Here is a 17,262-nt window from a genome sequence, read left to right as displayed (position 1 = left end):
GTGTATTCACAGGCCTCAGCAAGGTGGTATTTTTATAGTGTGATGAGGCCTAACTGTTATAGGGTGCAGGCAATAAGTTGTTTAAGATACTCGCTTTTGGACGTATTGGTAAACAGATTTTAAGATAGCTATCTTTTTTTCGTCACTTTCATACTCGTGAACTAAGTTTTCCAAATTCAACATGTAATCTTCAATTCGGCTTTCAAAGTACTCACGGCAATGTGCCGCCCATTTTTGTTGCTCACTCTCGTCCAATGTCCACGGAAAATGTCTGGCGCGATAGCGAAATAAAAGTAGGGCTATTCGCTCATCATTGAATGAGATATCTAGAGCGGATAGATTCTCCGGATCCGTTTCGCGGATTATTGCCATTGATGTTTTATCAGCTGGAGAGAAAAAACCATCGTAAAGCATGGTATCGACATCATCGTTCTTTTCGTATTCTCGTTCGATACTGTATAGCGAATTGAGTTTTTCTCTTATTTCTGGGTGTTGTCTAAGTCGCTCAAGGTTTTGTAAGCACTTCTCTCTGTCAATGCCTATGTTAGCTGCATTCTCAGCAGTTAATGTTTTGGCTGGGGCCAAAATAGGGCACTTGTTGAGGTGGACAAGTTTGATTGGTACGGGCAGTTCGTCTGGGCCAAGTTCAGAATGTTTGGTGTAGAGACGCTCATTAAGCTGTTCTACATCTAAATCCAACAACGGCTGAGGATCTTTCGCCAAATCAACCACGATGACTGCGTTTTGATTGGTTGGGTGCCAAGCGACCGGAACTACCCAGCTAGTATAATTGCATTCACGCCCCAACATACCCGATACGTGCATAAGCGGTGTCATCTTTACGATATCGACAAGATCATTGAGTTTACGCTTGTGGCGCATACTCAGGAAGTAATCGAAAAGCTTTGGTTGCGCAGCTTTGACCTTTTTCGCCATCTCAATGGTGGCGATAACATCGGCCATCGCATCGTGTGCATTCGCGTGTTCAATGCCATTTGCAACGGATAAGTGTTCCAGCTTAAAACTGATGAAGCCTTCTTCATTTTCTGGCCAATTGATGCCTTCTGGGCGAAGAGCATAACAAGCTCTCATCACATCAAGTAAGTCCCAGCGAGAGTTGCCGTTTTGCCAGCTCCACGCATATGGATCGATGAAATTCCGGTAACAGGTGTATCGCGTTACTTCGTCATCAAATCGAATGCTGTTGTAACCTAAGTTAATGGTGTTGGGGGTGGATAATTGCTCATGAATTTTGGCGATAAACTCAGGCTCTGGCAGGCCTTTCGATTCCGCAACTTGAGGTGTAATACCTGTGATCAGCGCAGCTTCTGGTGAAGGAAGATAATCTGAGGGTGGTTGGCAGTAGATAACAAGAGGTTCACCTATGATATTGAAGTCCATATCGGTACGTACTCCCGCAAACTGAGACGGTCTGTCTTTTGCTGGGCTGGTTCCCCACGTCTCATAATCGAAGAAAAAAAACGTAGGTTGATGCTCTCGTTGCATTATCTCTTTACCAAGTCTTTGAAATTCACTCAGGTATTAGACCACTGAGAATGAGACAAGGCAAACAGGAAGCGCTTGATTGCAGGAAATTTGTTGGCTTAGAAAAAGCCCCGAATGGTTAACTCAGGGCTTTGCTATGTTAGGCTTGTTGAGCTTCAAGCTCTTCGTCGGTGAGTTTATCACCAAGAATACGACTTGTGAGGGTGCCTGCTGTCATGGCGCAGGACACGTTGAACTCACTACGATAATAGCAATCGGGCATAAGACGAATTCCAAACAGTAAAGATGGCGTTAAAGGGCGCAAGTTTTGATCAGGTAACACAACTTACGTGGTTGAGTCTTTTCATCATTCGATCCGTATGGTCGAATGCTATGTTTAATTATGGTGGCTCATCAGGGTACTTGGATTGATGATATTCAGCAGGCAAAGTGGAAGCACGATTGCTTTGTGATAAAGCGTTGGACTATCCCAAAGCAATACACCAAAACGAAGAAAGAAACCGTCTACCCGCTTACGGATGAAATGGTAGTTTTGCTAAAAGCGTTTAAAAAGTGGCAGTTAGCGAATTGCTACAAGAGCAACAACGTTTTCCTCTAACAAAAAAAGATAAACAGGCTATTCATGCGACCAAGGCAAGTGAAATGGTTCGTGAAATCAGTCAAGGGCAATGGAGCGCTCATGATCTGAAGAAACTTGCACGTACCGTTTGGGCAGACCTTGGGGTTGATTACCTAGTCGCTGAAACTTTACTCAATGACGCAAAAGGCAAGTTGGATCAAGCCTATATTCATACACATACGGAACTGCAAAAGCTATCGGCGCTTAAAGCCTACCATTCATGGCTAAAAAATTGCTGGCGAAGCTGTTTTAGTGCTGATTTTCAATAAACATTTCATATCAAATTGATCATTCAGATCAACGATTAAACTCAATTTCAATTCTTAATTACAGGGGGTAATCCTGTCATGTCATTTTTATACCCAAACACACCAATAAACGAGGCTCTTATAACTGCTGCGCGAAATTGTCCTCACCAAGTGGTGTACGTAAAGCCGAGCAAAACCCAACTGAGAGTGCTGAATTCGATTAAACCTGGTGAAGAAGTAACTGCACAACTGATCTCTAATAGGTGCGATTTATCAGAAAGTTGGGCTAGTACTTTACTAAAGCAGTTATTTGCGAGGCGTTACCTTGACCGTAAACCTACTACTAGGCAAAGTGGAGGTGTGCAGTTTGTTTATATAAAACCAAGGGAATAATAATGGAAAATGAATGGCGAATTGAAGGCGAGTGGGACTGGGAGATGAAGAGTGAGAGTATCCGCTATTACGTTTCGAGTGACGAGTCTCGGCACATTTTCAGGGTATCTCGTATGGCTTTGGTGGACTATTTCCAAACAGAAGATACTAAACAGAAAGCTATAGAGTTATTTGAAGGCAACCAAGATAGGTTATTAGCTCTTTCTGTCAAGCTCTTGGAAGAGGGTGAGCACGGAGATGTCATTAATGTAAATCATGATACGTGCGTTAGGTTGGCTTTATAGATAGGTGAATTGAGGGACAAGCAGTGAGAAGAGTAAAGATGTCTAGGGCATTTGATGCCTTTGGGAATATTGTAAGTATTTCAGATGTCCCCAGAGGAAGCAGTTGTAATTGTACTTGTATAGGCTGCAACTCTTCTCTCGTTGCTAGGAAAGGAGAGGAACGTGCAGATCACTTCGCTCACGATCCAAACTCCAAAGTTAAAACGGATTGCTCGTGGGCTCCTGAAACTGACATTCACTTGATAGTAAAAGAAATCATTGCTGAAGACAAATCTCTGCTTCTTCCTATTGGAACTATCGAGCCTAAGACTGAAATCGTAGAGTTTTCGAATGTTCAACTAGAAGTGAAAAGAGGAAACCGAATCCCTGATGTTGTTGCAGAGGTTGGGGGAGAAACTTTTTTCATAGAAGTTGCTGTAACTCATTCATGTGATGGACAAAAGGTTCAAGATTACAAGCAGAACAACCAGAATTGTCTTGAGATCGATTTGTCAGGATACCGAATTACTGGGGAGCTAGTTTCCAAGAGTGAATTAAGAGAGATTATCCATAGTGCAGAAGCTAATTGGCTTTCGGTGGCTCCAACTGGCAATTATGCTGAAAAAATAAACACCCATAACAGACGTAAAATCTCTGAACTTCACAAACGACATCGCCGTGACAAGCAAAAGTTACAAAGTGAACTCACCAAGTTAAAAAGTAACATTCAGTTTCTTCAGGAAAAAGAGCGAAGGGTTGAAAATCAAAGTGGTTCTGCAGCGAAGCAGTTACAACAGGTCAATCATAAGATCAAGCAAGCTAGAGCTACACTCCGAGACTGCGAGAGTAACATAGAGCACTATGATTCGATGTTGCAAAAAGTATATATGTTTGAGGAGAATCAAAGGCAACATGCTAGTTGGCATGTTGCTGCTGTGGCTTCCAACAAAAAGCGAGAGAATGAACTTGATGAAATTAACTTTAAGCTATCATCTTGGCAAAGCACGCTTGAAGATACGACGAGAGAATTAGAGCGGCAGCAGCTAGCCAATGATAGACAGGCCGCTTTGCTGAAGTCTAAGGAAGTTAAGTTGGATCTTTCTATAGAGTCTCGGGCTATGGAGCTGGCGGAAGCAAGGTTAGACGCATTGTTGAAAAGCAAACAATCGCAGATTGATGATTATGATGCTCGGATTAGTGATGCAGAAAAGCGATTTGCTGAAGTAAAGCGTAAGTATGGTTCGTACATTAAGGTGTGAAACACTCAGTTCTAGTCTCTCGATTCGTGACTACACGGTTGTTACTAGGTAAATAGGTTCTTTCTGGACTATCTGCAAAGCAAACGAGGCTCACTCGCGTGAAATAAAAATTTTTTGGTCGCCTAAGTCACCACCACCAAGATGGTTTGAAGTAAGTAGTGTGCTGGCAAGTGTTGCATGTGTGATGCGTAACGCTGGATTTATTTGGATTAGGCTGGACTAAAACTTTCAATGACTCAAATACGACGTGACTATACCAACAGGTTGCTTAACTGTATTAGTTCCGACTAGATCTGACACTTCAATTTGAAAAGAAGAGAGTTACCCACTTTGATTAAAGGTGCTGAATCCGTAATCAAAGACAATAAGAGGTAACTCTCATGCTTCATACTAGCAATCCAATCATCAAACACAAAGCTGGTCTTCTCAATCTTGCAGAAGAGCTTGGCAATGTATCTAGATCCTGCAAGGTTATGGGTGTCTCACGAGACACGTTCTATCGCTATCAAGAACTGGTTGAAACTGGTGGCATTGATGCTCTGATTAATCAAAGCAGAAGAACACCAAACTTGAAGAACCGAGTTGATGGTGAAACAGAACAAGCCGTTCTCAAGTACGCCATTGATTTTCCTGCTCATGGGCAAGTTCGAACAAGTAACGAGCTGCGTAAGCTAGGTGTGTTTATTTCGCCAAGTGGCGTGCGTTCAATCTGGCTTCGTCATGGCCTAGAAAACTTCAAAAAGCGCCTTATCGCCTTAGAAAAACAGGTAGCTGAAAACGGTATCATTCTAACGGACGAACAAGTTGCTGCTCTTGAGCGTAAGAAGCACGATGAAGAAGCTTGTGGTGAGATAGAAACAGCACATCCAGGTTATCTAGGCTCTCAGGACACGTTTTATGTCGGCAACCTTAAGGGGGTTGGACGCATCTATCAGCAGACGTTCGTTGATACCTATAGCAAAGCTCTACACAACCAAAACACCAATCACAGCAGCAGATATGCTCAATGACAAAGTCCTACCGTTCTTCGAGACTCACGCGCTACCAATGCTCAGAATCTTAACCGACCGAGGCACTGAATACTGTGGTCGCGTTGAACAGCACGACTATCAACTCTATTTAGCCATCAATGATATCGACCACACCAAAACTAAAGCCATGTCGCCACAGACAAATGGCATCTGCGAGCGCTTCCACAAGACCATATTAAATGAGTTCTACCAAGTAACATTCAGAAAGAAACTGTATGGGTCGATGGAAGAGTTACAGAAAGATCTGGACGAATGGATGGACTACTACAACAATCATCGTACTCATCAAGGAAAAATGTGCTGCGGCAGAACGCCGATAGAAACATTAGAGGATGGGAAATCAACCTGGGCTGAAAAGAATCTAGTCCAGATATAATCTGACAGGCACCGAGTCAAAAAGTGGGTAACTGTCAGATCAGGTCTGAATTAGTACAACTTAACTCATCTTTGCCCCTTTTCTGTTTAGATTTTTTATTCATAACATTTTTTGGAAGTCATCAAGATCGTTTTCTGTCTTGATTGGTTTGGCAGCTTCACGAGAAGACGCTCCAAGTGCTTCCTTATTCATATCGCCTATCCTTAGCCTTTTTTCAGGCAAGCTTAGGTAGTTACACAGAGTTCAGGACACTTTCTTCCTTTGAGCTACTCGGCCATGTACTACCATCAATTTGGGTGCTTAGTGTAAACCCACTTGGATACTTTTCTTTCCTACACTATCCTGATAGGTTTGATGCTAACGATAAAAGCTTCTATTCGGTGCCTATTTCGACATCCAACTTGTATTTAAAATACAAAAATCAATATTTACTAGTATAAGAATTGATTAAAAGTCAGTAGCCGCAACTACTGACTTTACTTTTTTCAAAAAACTATTCGGAAGTTGCAGTAATGCACATCGGTAAATTATATGAATCTATTGGAGAATCGTTTCCTATACCATTAACGTAACTATAGTCTCTTTGTTCAGCACTACCCATATCATTATAATGACTCCAATATGGACTATCGACAGGCCAACCCAAAGACTTACTTATATTCCCTTTATCATTCCATAAATCGGTCAAAGTACTACCTAATTCAGATCTTGGCCCAGCTATAGCAGCACCCTGCATACTACATACTTGCTCTGTTTCATCAAAGGTATACAAAGGAAATTCAATGCCATTTTCTGTTATAGAATTACTATATGTAATTCCTAAATCATTCGCTTGATACACGGTTAATGGAGCCAAATAAGTGGTATTATTTTCTGCTACGTCAGTGGATGTTTGGGCCAAAGCTAATTTCAGATTCATTTCTTCCTTTTGACTTGCTCCTTCTAAACTCCCCGCACCAGTCCACTCAACCATGAAAGATATATCACTTGCTAGGCTATCGTTTAAGACCACACCAGTGCTATCAATTAATCCTGTTGCAGGATCAATGATAAGACCAGCATCTGTTCCGTCCTTATCCAGACTCCATGACCCAAATTTGGTATCATCCGGTACCGTCACAGAGCCACCATCCACTAACATAACCGTAGCTTGTGCTTTCACCTTCTGTAATAGATAGATTGTTGGATCGGATACTACGTCATCTTTAATGAAAGTAATTTTTGTATCCGATGGTTTAGCCAATGTCACTTTGAATATCTTTTCTAACGGCCCCGTTAGATAACTAAACCAACCGTCAGGCACATATGAAGCACGGACAGCAAGCGGTTCATCTACATAAGGCAGGGCTTGTTCTTGTGCCGGAATCGACACTTGTCCTTCTGTATTGACAACAAACCCTTCGCTTTCTAAACTGCTCCCGTCTGCATCCACCACTGACCATGTTACGTGATTGGCATCCGGGGATTGCAAGGTGCTAAAGGTTTTACCCGGTTGAGTACTTACTTCAAAGCTGATACTCGCTTGTAAAGACATCTCTGGTAATACGGTGCTATCCGCCAGCACCAACTCAGGGTTGATCACATCGGCAGCAGAGACTGGATTATTGGGATCATTATCATCCCACCCTTCAATCACTTCTTGGCCTTTAGGGAAGCCATCGCTGTCATTGTCATCCGCACCACCAAGTACGGGACTATTTGGGTCATTCTTGTCCCAGCCTTCTATCTCTTCCTGGCCATCTTTAATGCCATCGCCGTCGCTGTCTTGATCGCCGTCAATAACGGGGACATTCGGGTCATTCGGATCCCAGCCTTCTATCTCTTCTCGGCCATCTTTGATGCCATCGCCGTCGCTGTCTTTATGGCCATCTTTCACAGGGTTATTGGCGTCATTTTTATCCCAGCCTTCCGCGTGTTCCTGACCATCTTTGATGCCATCACCATCGCTATCCAGGCCACCATCTTGAACAGGATCGTTCGGGTCATTCGGGTCCCAACCTTCCACGATTTCACGACCATCTTTGATGCCGTCGCCATCGGTGTCTTTATTACCACCAGGGATTGGATCGTTCGGGTCATACGGATCGGTACCATTGCTCACCTCTTCCGCATCGGAAATACCATCACCATCGCTGTCACAGAGAAGGGCTGGGCACGACCCGATAGGGCCACGTATATCATCCCCGTCACTATCACTGCCACATCCTGCTAAAAGCAAGGCCAATAGTGCAGCTGCTGGTAGTTTGCCTGAAAGTTTGTTTATGTCATTGATACGTTTGTTCATAATATTAACCAGTCTTTACTGAAAGCGACTGTGGGTTGTTGAATCACTCCTAACGAAATGAACCAAAAACAGCCGCTTACACTGTGATACTTTAGTCAACTCTACTTCGTAGCTACTACATAGCGGATAGCCGCCTTCTACAACCAAACCAATCAGTACTTGATAACGCCATAGAGCACTGCTTCTACACCCGTTTTGTCTTCAAATAATTCATACTGCCTGGCGAAAGCAAAGTTTGACGAAAAAGATATACATCTGTAATTAGGCCCAATTCAAATGACTTCATCGTTTCGCTTATGAAATAAGCGAAATGAGTATCAACGATTGTAAGGACTATTCCTATAAGACTATTCCTAAAGGTGGCAGGCAAATGCTTAACCCACTCCAGAGGCAGCGATAAAATGCAGTGGCCAGCACGCAGGACTGAGAAGAGGGCTCACTATTGCGTGAGGAGTTACTTGATGAGTTACACACCTTTCAAATACAAAAAAAACTCACTGAAGAAGGGCAGTGAGGAGGGTTAAGTAAGAGTTGTGTAAATACCAGACCTCAAATGAGACTGGCCCTTCCAGTATCAGCCCAGTGTGTGCGCCTTATATGCAACTCAATAAGCAATTATCAGAATTCCCTTATCTCCATTCACCGTTTCATTTGGAAAAGTGTTCGTTTTGGCAATGAAAGGGTGAAATGATAGTAAACAGCAAACCGTTAACATTTAGATAAAAGCTGTAATGAACTTTCAGGTGAAAAATACAAGGTATGAAGTGGAAGGCGGGTGATTTTTGTCATTCTGCAGCAATTAGAGGATGGAGACAGCAAAAATTACTCTGAATTTAGGCGTTTAACATATTGTTCACATCATGCACAGCTCAAAGATAAAGTTGCTTAAGTTACCTTCAGATTTGGAAGGATTCAATAAAAAAGTTTTATCCTTAATCGCCCCCAAGGATTGTATGGCATTGCACAACAATTCGGGGTTACTGGAAATTATTTTGCAGTTCCTACAAGATGTAAAAGCAGAATCCAATTCCTTGTTCGGCGGATATATTTTCGATATTTCTCCGATTAGTGGTGTAAGCGAAGAAGGGCTTCTGATAGAGGATGAGTGTTTGTGATCAAAGCCTGACCCTCTCCGAACTTGATCTACAGTATAAAGGTTGGGCACAAAGCTAAACGACTTTCTATACCAGTAGTTATCCATAATTTGTTAATTTAGCAAAGTCGCCGACAAGGTTATGTCCAGAAGTTACCTTGAATACCTAAATATAGTTGGTTTTTTTGCGTCTATTTAGCGTCTCATAATTTTGTCTGATAATATAAAATATATAAATATCAGTCTCTTAAAGTTATGTTTTCATAATCGAAGAAAAAAAACGTAGGTTGATGCTCTTGTTGCATTATCTCTTTACCAAGTCTTTGAAATTCACTCAGGTATTAGACCACTGAGGATGAGACAAGGCAAACAGGAAGCGCTTGATTGCAGGAAATTTGTTGGCTTAGAAAAAGCCCCGAGTGGTTAACTCAGGGCTTTGCTATGTTAGGCTTGTTGAGTTTCAAGCTCTTCGTCGGTGAGTTTATCACCAAGAATACGGCTTGTGAGGGTGCCTGCTGTCATGGCACCTGAGACGTTAAGAGCGGTTCGTGCCATATCAATCAAAGGTTCAATTGAGATAAGTAGCGCTGCGATGGTTACTGGTAATCCCATTGCAGGTAATACAATCAAAGCAGCGAAGGTCGCCCCGCCCCCTACGCCGGCGATACCGAATGAGCTCACCACGATAATCGCGACTAGGGATAGGATGAAGTTGATATCCGTTGGATCGATACCCACAGTTGGAGCAACCATCACGGCCAACATTGCAGGGTAGATTCCCGCACAGCCATTTTGTCCTATGGTTGCGCCAAATGATGCTGAAAGGTTTGCAATTGCAGGTGGCACGCGCAGCTTGTTGATCTGTGCTTCTACGTTAAGTGGAATCGTTGCTGCTGAGCTGCGTGACGTAAATGCGAATGTCAGCACCGGCCAAATCTTCTGGAAATACTCTTTAGGACTAACACCAACAAAAGACACCAGAATTCCGTGAACAACAAACATTAATGCGATGGCAACGTATGACGCAACGATAAAGCCCAGTAGGTTGAGAATGTCACTCGCACTGGATGTGGCAACAACTTTCGCCATCAGCGCTGCAATACCGTAAGGTGTCAAAGCCATGATCATTTTTACCAAACGCATCACTACCGATTGAGTGGCTTCTACAAACGTACGAATCGGTGCTTCCAACTCTTCCTTTTCTGCCATCACTTTGCGTGCAGCGATACCAGTTAATACACCGAAGATCACAACAGCGATAATCGAAGTCGAGCGCGCACCAGTTAGATCAGCAAAAGGATTAGTAGGAATAAAGCTAACCAGCATTTGAGGAATGGTGAGATCGCTGACAACACCTACGCGATCTTCGAGCACAGCAATACGAGCTGTTTCTCGGGCACCTTCAGTTAAACCTTCTGCACTAAGGCCAAACGCCTGGGTCACAAAGATACCGATGATGGCAGAGATTGCCGTGGTGGCTAGTAGTACTGAAATTGTCAGCCCAGAGATCTTGCCCAATGAACCGCCTTTTTCTAGCTTGACAACGGCGGCAATCATAGAGACCAGTACCAGCGGCATAATGACCATCTTTAATAGGCCAACATAACCACGGCCAACGACATTGACCCACTCCAGAGTTTGATCGATAACCGGGTTACCTTCACTGAATATAAGTTGAAGCGCTAAGCCAAATGCACTGCCGAGCACTAAACCGAAGAGAACGAGTCGGGATAATGTGTTTTCCTTCCTCTGTTGTCCAAAAAGGAAAAAGAGGATACCGACAAATACCGCTAAAGAAGCGATAGCCGCTACTGACATAATAGGTTGTCCTTATTGAGAGTTTGAGTCGCATTTATTGAGTAAATGCATTACAGGATTAAATTCTGTAACAAACAATAATGATTTGAAAAGTATGATTGAAATAAAAAAAAGATATTTGATATGTATTTAAGTTATTAAACTGGCGGTTTTGTATCGAAAGTGCGCGAATAAAAGTGAAAATGGGTAACTTATTGATATTTATTAATCAAATCTCTCATCTGGATACTATCAAGAGTTTGAATTTTTCTTTCCGTGTTGGTCAGCAAGCTGTATTGCATTGCCCTTGCGACTTCTTCAGCTTGAATGGGAATCAACTTAGCCAGCTTGCCTAACATAAGCGGTCGAAGAGATTTCAAGACAAATTGAACAACGGCTTCATCAGTGCGAGGGGTATCCCTAAGGCCGACAAGAGGTCCAGGCCTGACAAAGGAAACATGTTCAAACCCCATTCGCTCAATGGCTATTTCCATTTTGCCTTTGCAGCGCAAATAATGAGACACAGAACGTACCGAAGCACCGTAACTAGAGACAACGGCTAAGTGAGTCACACCAAGTACCTTCATTGTTTGAGCTACATCGCACACTAACTCGTAATCGATGCGTTCCAGTTCCTGTTTTGATCCTGCTTGCTTGATGGTGGTACCTAGGCAGATGAAGCCATATTTTGGGGATGGTTTATCAGAGTCCCACTGTTGAACTTGAAGTTGCTTGTTTTCTAGTACTTCCAGTTTGGGGTGAAAGAAAGGCAGTGGACGACGGCTCAAGGCATAGATGCGTGTGATGGGAGCCTCTTCTAGCATCTGTTTAATCAGCTCTGTTCCTATTAAGCCTGTCGCGCCAGCAATCATGACGACTAAATCTCTCGACTCAGACACATTATTGTCCTTAGTTCAATGTAACAACCAGAGCATCTAACAATGCACCTGAAAAGTCTGTGATCGATCTTTTAGGTTGAGAGTTATCTTGGGTCATGTTTGGCCTCGATTAACGAGGCCATTCTGGTGGTGGAGAGATCAAGTAAGGGAGAAAGGGACTCGCTTTTGAGTCTTTTGATTCGACTTGTGTTGTTTCTGTTTCTTCGATTTTTGATTGGCAAACATACAAACCTCCTTGCGCTATCAAGCTTGGGTCAACCGTACTCGGCGTTAAGCAATGCAGTCTTCATGCCGACTAATTTTCAGTGTGATATTTTTCAGTAAGTTAGTTGTGAATAAGGCTGCCCCATATAATAAGATAGGTGATGGGAGGGAAAAGTTTCATTTTTCACATCAATTTGAATATGAAAATGACGTCTGTATATGTCTATCCGCGATGAAATAAGCGTGGGGGTGGGGTGTTAACTAGCTGATTTCGCGTTACACTCAGAGCTTCACAGGGGATTCGTGACACCAAAAGGAACAATAAAATGAATATTGATGCAAGCACTCTTGCTCCTACTCAGATGTACCATTTGATGACTCAAACCGTGATTCCAAGGCCAATTGCGTGGGTTTTGACCGATTCGGGTGATGCAGATTACAACCTCGCACCATTTTCTTATTTCACACCTATCTCAAGTAATCCTCCGCTTTTAATGTTTTCTGTGGGTAAAAAACCGACAGGCGAGATCAAAGATACGACACGCAACATCCTAGAGACTGGAAGAATGGTGGTGCATATCGCAAATGCTGAGATGGCTGAGCGAGTAACTCAGACATCGGCAACCTTACCACATGGTCAGTCTGAGGTTGCCTTAGCCGAGTTGGAACTGACTGAATTTGAGGGCTTTGAATTACCAAGAATCAAAGGTTGCCCAATTGCTTTTGGATGCAAGCTGTTTGAAGTTAAAGAAATTGGGGAAACACCTCAAAGCCTAATCTTTGCTCAAATTGAAGACATATATATTGCGCCGGAAGTGATTGGAGATAACCAAGAACGTTTAGTTGTTGACGCACTAAAAGTGAATCCTCTTTCTCGTTTAGGTGGTAGCCAATATGCCAACCTAGACCAATCCTTTACTGTCGCCAGACCGAAATAAAGCTGTATGTTAGATCAATCTTATTCAGATGCTATTTGGCATCGAATCAATCAAAAAACTAAACCACTGGGTGCTCTTGGGCAGTTAGAGTCAATTGCCCACCAGCTCGCACTGATTCAGAGTAATTCAGAAGGTGACGTCGTCACTAATGTGGGCATTGTAAAGCCAACCGCGATTGTCTTTGCTGGTGATCATGGCATTGCGGATGAAGATGTGAGCATCGCGCCAAGCGCTGTGACTCAACAAATGGTGTTAAATTTTCTTGCTGGTGGAGCGGCAATCAATTGTTTTTGTCGGGTAAACCAGATTGAGCTTAAGGTGGTTGATACGGGAATATTGATTCCTGTAGAGGTGTCAGCGCCTAACTTTGTAGTGCAAAGGCTGGGTGACAGAACCGCCAATTTTGCCAATGAGGCAGCGATGTCTAGTGACCAAGTCAAACAGGGGATTGAGTTTGGTCGCGAGCTGGTTAAGCGAACGGTCAATGAAGGTTGCAACCTTGTCATGTTTGGTGAAATGGGAATTGGGAACACTTCAAGTGCCGCCGCCATAGTTGCTGCTTTGACAGGTCAGGATGCCCAATCATGTGTTGGTCTAGGCACAGGTATCACCACTGAACAGCTAGCGAAAAAAGTGGCTCTAGTCGAGCAAGGCGTGTCGCGTTGCCGAGGTGGTGACGTTTATCAGGTGTTATCTGAAGTGGGCGGTTTTGAGATTGTGCAAATGGTGGGGGCGTTCTTGGCCGCCAGTGAAACAAGAACACCCGTTATTGTCGATGGGTTTATTGTCACAGCAGCAGCCTACGCAGCAACACTGATAGCCCCTGAATGCAGAGAGTTTATGATTTTTGCGCATAAATCTGAAGAATTGGCCCATCAGATATTACTCGAAAAACTCGATGCTAACCCGCTGTTAGATTTGTCTATGCGTTTAGGAGAAGGCACGGGTGCCGCTCTTGCGATTCCTTTAGTCAGAACGGCTGCGGAGTTTTACAATTCAATGGCAAGCTTCGAAGATGCCGGAGTAACGGTTTGATGCATTCTCTGAGGTATCAGATAGAACTGTTCTGGCTGGCTTTAGGTTTTTTTTCGCGGTTACCCATTCCTCAAGCCACTCCATACTCAGAAAAGCGCATGAATCAGGCTGGCCGTTACTTTGCTTTAGTCGGCTTATGCCTAGGAACATTATGTGCCATGGTTTATTGGTTGGCCGAAAGTGTCTGGGGCGTCAATGTTGCCGTTGTCGTGGTTATGGTGTTTAGTTTGTTGTTAACCGGTGCTTTCCATGAGGATGGCCTGACCGACATGGCAGATGGCATTGGTGGTGGGATGACCCTTGAAAGGCGTTTGACCATCATGAAAGACAGCCGAATTGGCACCTATGGCGCGAGTGCCCTTGTCATGGCTTTACTGGGAAAGTACGTTCTGCTTACTGAGCTTGCGCCTAAAACTGAACTCATAGTCGTTTTACTCGTCTCTTATACTTTAAGCCGAGCGATCGCTGCTTCGCTCATTTATAATATGCCTTATGTGAGTGACCCCGAGGTGAGCAAGAGTAAACCGCTTGCAAATCAACAATCTAAAAGCGAACTTGTGATACTGGCTGTCACCGCTTTGCTGCCGATGTTGTGGTTAGATTATACGCTAGTGGTTTTGTTGATTACTGCCGCTCTTATGTTTCGAGTGCTTTTCAAACACTGGCTAATGAAACGAATTGGTGGATTTACGGGCGACTGCCTAGGTGCTGCTCAGCAGTTGATGGAAATCGTGATTTATCTAGTGATACTTGGTTTTCTGTGAAGGTGAAAGAGTGTCTATACATTTGACATTGGTTGCGGCTATTTTGCCAATCAAGCTGTAAGGGAAGAAGCTTGAAGACAGTTAATATTTATTTACTCAGGCATGGAAAAACACAAGGTGAGCCTGCCTTGAATGGTTCCACTGATGCTTTGGTTGACTCCGATACTCAGCAAGCAATTTGCCGAGGTTTGATATCATCGTCTTTAAACATCACCCACGTTGTTACATCACCACTTCGGCGCTGCCAAGACTTGGCAGCACTACTGGTGTCAAATCGGCCGGCTCTCTCATTATCAGCAGATCCTGAGCTGCAGGAAATGAATTTTGGTGAGCTTGACGGTCAATCATTTGACTGTACTAAGCCTCACTGGCCATTGCTGGAGCAATTTTGGCAAGACCCCGTAGAGACGGTTTTACCAGGGGCAGAGACTCTACAGCAGTTTCACCGTCGTGTTACTCAACGGTGGACAGCACTGGTAGAGAGTGTCGAAGAGGACACATTAATCATTTGTCATGGTGGTACGATACGTATGATATTAGCTTCAATATTGGATTTAGACTGGAAAAACCCTGCGCTCTATTCTGTGCTTCAAATAGGCAATCAAAGCCTGACTCACATCCAACTGACCAGAGCAGACAGTCTGTACCAACGAGTGTGCTCCATTGGCGTACCACTTCAAATTAAGGAATAAAACATGACAACACCAAGTTGGAATCTGACCATTGCTTATCAAGGTTTAGACGATAATAAGATTGAACAAGATGTCGAGCTCGTTCAGCAATGTATTCAGGTATTGGGATTGAACGTTGATAAACGTAACTCGGTTGCCGTGATGCAAAATGCAATATTGACTAGTGAAGCCGCAGGCAAGCTACTTTCAACAATCAATACGTTTGCAAATTGCCATGCGTCGGTAGACGCCAAAAGCAGCGCAGCCAAAGCAATGATTGGTCGTGTAGCTAAGCTGAACTCTGAGCTTTCTCAAGCGTTTACACCTTATGACGATACTCTGACAAACGCTCCCGAAGAGTTCATTATTGAGGTATTGAACCATGAAAGTGGGGATGTGTTTGGTCAGGCTTTTCAGATTGATTGTACACGTAAGCTTGCAGACACCAAGTTAAGTGTTGCGGAAGAGCAATTGCTATCGGCAATGCAGGTGGATGGGCGAGATGCTTGGGGGAGAATGTATGACAACATCACAGGCTCGCTGCAAGTTAATGTAGGAGAACACGAACCCGATTTTATCGGTTTTTCTCAGGCTGCCAGTATTTTGTATGGTACGGACTTTAACAAACAAGAACGAGCTTGGCGTGGTATTCAGAAAGCAATGCACACGCACCAAGAAAGTTTTGCTGGAATTTTAAATGCACTAGCGGGATGGCGCCACACGGTCAACCAAAAACGTTCTCATGTGAAAAAAGTACACTTCCTAGATAGTAGTCTTCATGGCAGTCGTATCCAAGCGGAAACCTTAGATACCATGATGAAAGTTGCTAAAGACAACCGACATGTAGGACAGAAAGCAGGTTTGCTTATGGCCAAAGTGCATGGTTTGACGGAAATGAAACCTTGGAACCATTTAGCGGGTATGCCGAGCCTAACAGAGGCTCAACCTAAGGTGTATAGCTTTGATGAGGGTATCGAGATCATTACCAATGCCTTTGCTCAAGTGGACAATGAAATGGCGGAATTTGTCACCATGATGGTGGAAAATGGATGGATTGACGCTGCGCCTTCAACCAACAGACGCCTAGGTGCATATTGTACAAAATTTGCCGCAACGCGTTCCCCGTTAGTCTTCATGACTTGGGGAGGAAGCCGTTCCAATCTTCTCACTCTAGCTCATGAACTTGGCCATGCTTTCCATAACTGGGTAATGCGTGATATGCCGCTGTGTCAAACACGCTATCCGATGACGCTAGCAGAAACGGCTTCCATCTTCGCGGAAAATATTGTCCGTGATTACTTGCTGGAACAGAGCGAAAGTCGTGAAGAAAAGTTGGAAATGCTATGGGAAGAGCTTTCAAGTTGCTACGCCTTGATGATCAATATTCCAGTGCGTTTTGAATTTGAAAAGGAATTTTATCAGCAGAGAATGTCAGGTGAACTGAGTGCTGAACAATTGTGTGCTTTGATGAGTGAGACTTGGAAAGAATGGTACGGTGAGTCGATGACGGAAGCCGATCCTTATTTCTGGGCAAGCAAGCTTCATTTCTCCATTTCGGGAGTCAGTTTTTACAACTATCCGTATTTATTTGGCTATCTGTTTAGTAAAGGTGTCTATGCACAACGAGAATCGAAAAGTGACAACTTCTATGCGGATTACGTCAGCCTTTTACGTGATACTGGCTCAATGATGGCAGAAGAAGTGGTTGAAAAGCATCTGGGTATGGCATTGAACAGTGAAGTGTTTTGGCAACAAAGCATCGATATGGTGAAAAATAAAATTGATGAGTTCGAATCTCTATTAGATCAAGAATAAATTCACCATAAATATGATACGATAGTCAGCAAACCGGGTAGGGAGTCTGCCCGGTTGTTTTATGTAC

14 protein-coding genes and 1 pseudogene are annotated in these 17,262 nt (G+C 43.5%); 10 read left to right on the top strand and 5 right to left on the bottom strand.

From position 1 onward, the window contains the following. Window positions 1–81: 81 nt before the first annotated feature. Both sbcB and L1D23_RS22240 read right to left on the bottom strand, forming a co-directional pair. Window positions 82–1,506: an exodeoxyribonuclease I gene (gene sbcB, locus L1D23_RS12390; protein WP_239866667.1), complete on the bottom strand. Its 1,425-nt coding sequence runs from the start codon at window positions 1,504–1,506 to the stop codon at window positions 82–84. A 139-nt stretch (window positions 1,507–1,645) separates the two neighbouring features. Next, window positions 1,646–1,768, bottom strand: a complete 123-nt coding sequence (locus L1D23_RS22240; protein ID WP_275667304.1) for a hypothetical protein — start codon at window positions 1,766–1,768, stop codon at window positions 1,646–1,648. 290 nt (window positions 1,769–2,058) lie between these two features. On the opposite strand from L1D23_RS22240, the gene L1D23_RS12385 reads away from it, so the two are divergent. The 5 genes and pseudogenes from L1D23_RS12385 to L1D23_RS12365 all read left to right on the top strand — a co-directional run bounded on the left by L1D23_RS12385 (window position 2,059) and on the right by L1D23_RS12365 (window position 5,695). Further along, window positions 2,059–2,394: a hypothetical protein gene (locus L1D23_RS12385; RefSeq protein ID WP_239866665.1), complete on the top strand. Its 336-nt coding sequence runs from the start codon at window positions 2,059–2,061 to the stop codon at window positions 2,392–2,394. 78 nt (window positions 2,395–2,472) lie between these two features. Next, window positions 2,473–2,766: a MarR family transcriptional regulator gene (locus L1D23_RS12380; protein ID WP_239866663.1), complete on the top strand. Its 294-nt coding sequence runs from the start codon at window positions 2,473–2,475 to the stop codon at window positions 2,764–2,766. A gap of 2 nt (window positions 2,767–2,768) precedes the next feature. Continuing rightward, entirely contained in the window at window positions 2,769–3,050 is a 282-nt protein-coding gene (locus tag L1D23_RS12375) for a hypothetical protein (RefSeq protein WP_239866661.1), read from the top strand. Window positions 3,051–3,088: 38 nt separating this feature from the next. Next, window positions 3,089–4,288: a hypothetical protein gene (locus L1D23_RS12370; protein ID WP_239866659.1), complete on the top strand. Its 1,200-nt coding sequence runs from the start codon at window positions 3,089–3,091 to the stop codon at window positions 4,286–4,288. A gap of 380 nt (window positions 4,289–4,668) precedes the next feature. Beyond that, window positions 4,669–5,695 (top strand): annotated as a pseudogene (locus L1D23_RS12365) (IS481 family transposase). A 493-nt stretch (window positions 5,696–6,188) separates the two neighbouring features. Here L1D23_RS12365 and L1D23_RS12360 read toward each other — a convergent pair. From L1D23_RS12360 to L1D23_RS12350, 3 genes are all read right to left on the bottom strand, one after another. Then, complete coding sequence (locus L1D23_RS12360; protein WP_239866657.1) at window positions 6,189–7,979, bottom strand: hypothetical protein; 1,791 nt, start codon at window positions 7,977–7,979, stop codon at window positions 6,189–6,191. Window positions 7,980–9,516: 1,537 nt separating this feature from the next. After that, window positions 9,517–10,890 carry an L-cystine transporter gene (locus L1D23_RS12355; RefSeq protein WP_239866656.1) on the bottom strand — a complete coding sequence of 458 codons (1,374 nt, stop codon included), beginning with the start codon at window positions 10,888–10,890 and terminating at the stop codon, window positions 9,517–9,519. Window positions 10,891–11,081: 191 nt separating this feature from the next. Further along, window positions 11,082–11,768 (bottom strand): NAD(P)H-binding protein, encoded by a 687-nt coding sequence (locus L1D23_RS12350; RefSeq protein ID WP_239866653.1) that lies wholly within the window; start codon window positions 11,766–11,768, stop codon window positions 11,082–11,084. A gap of 530 nt (window positions 11,769–12,298) precedes the next feature. Between L1D23_RS12350 and L1D23_RS12345 the strand changes: the two genes are divergently transcribed. The 5 genes from L1D23_RS12345 to L1D23_RS12325 all read left to right on the top strand — a co-directional run bounded on the left by L1D23_RS12345 (window position 12,299) and on the right by L1D23_RS12325 (window position 17,195). Next, window positions 12,299–12,910: a flavin reductase family protein gene (locus L1D23_RS12345; RefSeq protein ID WP_239866651.1), complete on the top strand. Its 612-nt coding sequence runs from the start codon at window positions 12,299–12,301 to the stop codon at window positions 12,908–12,910. 6 nt (window positions 12,911–12,916) lie between these two features. Further along, window positions 12,917–13,945, top strand: a complete 1,029-nt coding sequence (cobT, locus tag L1D23_RS12340) for a nicotinate-nucleotide--dimethylbenzimidazole phosphoribosyltransferase (RefSeq protein ID WP_239866649.1) — start codon at window positions 12,917–12,919, stop codon at window positions 13,943–13,945. Continuing rightward, the gene (locus L1D23_RS12335; RefSeq protein WP_239866647.1) at window positions 13,942–14,709 is read left to right on the top strand and encodes an adenosylcobinamide-GDP ribazoletransferase; all 768 of its coding nucleotides are present in this window, start codon (window positions 13,942–13,944) and stop codon (window positions 14,707–14,709) included. Before cobT ends, L1D23_RS12335 begins: the two co-directional genes overlap by 4 nt. Window positions 14,710–14,780: 71 nt before the next feature. Then, a complete protein-coding gene (locus tag L1D23_RS12330) occupies window positions 14,781–15,401 on the top strand; it encodes a histidine phosphatase family protein (RefSeq protein ID WP_239866645.1) in 621 nt (206 codons plus the stop codon). Between the two features lie 3 nt (window positions 15,402–15,404). Beyond that, on the top strand, window positions 15,405–17,195 hold the full coding sequence (locus tag L1D23_RS12325; RefSeq protein WP_239866643.1) for a M3 family oligoendopeptidase: 1,791 nt from the start codon (window positions 15,405–15,407) through the stop codon (window positions 17,193–17,195). Window positions 17,196–17,262 lie beyond the last annotated feature (67 nt).

Source organism: Vibrio sp. Isolate24, from assembly GCF_022398215.1.
GTDB classification, from domain to species: Bacteria; Pseudomonadota; Gammaproteobacteria; order Enterobacterales; family Vibrionaceae; genus Vibrio; species Vibrio coralliilyticus_A.
The sequence above is the reverse complement of the archived record's forward strand: the minus strand, read 5'-3'. Positions and strand labels throughout refer to the sequence as shown.

Coding starts and splice junctions, on each gene's coding strand:
- L1D23_RS22240 (WP_275667304.1), bottom strand. CDS start 1,768: ATGCCCGATTGCTATTATCGTAGTGAGTTCAACGTGTCCTGCGCCATG.
- L1D23_RS12325 (WP_239866643.1), top strand. CDS start 15,405: ATGACAACACCAAGTTGGAATCTGACCATTGCTTATCAAGGTTTAGAC.
- L1D23_RS12360 (WP_239866657.1), bottom strand. CDS start 7,979: ATGAACAAACGTATCAATGACATAAACAAACTTTCAGGCAAACTACCA.
- sbcB (WP_239866667.1), bottom strand. CDS start 1,506: ATGCAACGAGAGCATCAACCTACGTTTTTTTTCTTCGATTATGAGACG.
- cobT (WP_239866649.1), top strand. CDS start 12,917: ATGTTAGATCAATCTTATTCAGATGCTATTTGGCATCGAATCAATCAA.
- L1D23_RS12345 (WP_239866651.1), top strand. CDS start 12,299: ATGAATATTGATGCAAGCACTCTTGCTCCTACTCAGATGTACCATTTG.
- L1D23_RS12355 (WP_239866656.1), bottom strand. CDS start 10,890: ATGTCAGTAGCGGCTATCGCTTCTTTAGCGGTATTTGTCGGTATCCTC.
- L1D23_RS12380 (WP_239866663.1), top strand. CDS start 2,473: ATGTCATTTTTATACCCAAACACACCAATAAACGAGGCTCTTATAACT.
- L1D23_RS12370 (WP_239866659.1), top strand. CDS start 3,089: ATGTCTAGGGCATTTGATGCCTTTGGGAATATTGTAAGTATTTCAGAT.
- L1D23_RS12375 (WP_239866661.1), top strand. CDS start 2,769: ATGGAAAATGAATGGCGAATTGAAGGCGAGTGGGACTGGGAGATGAAG.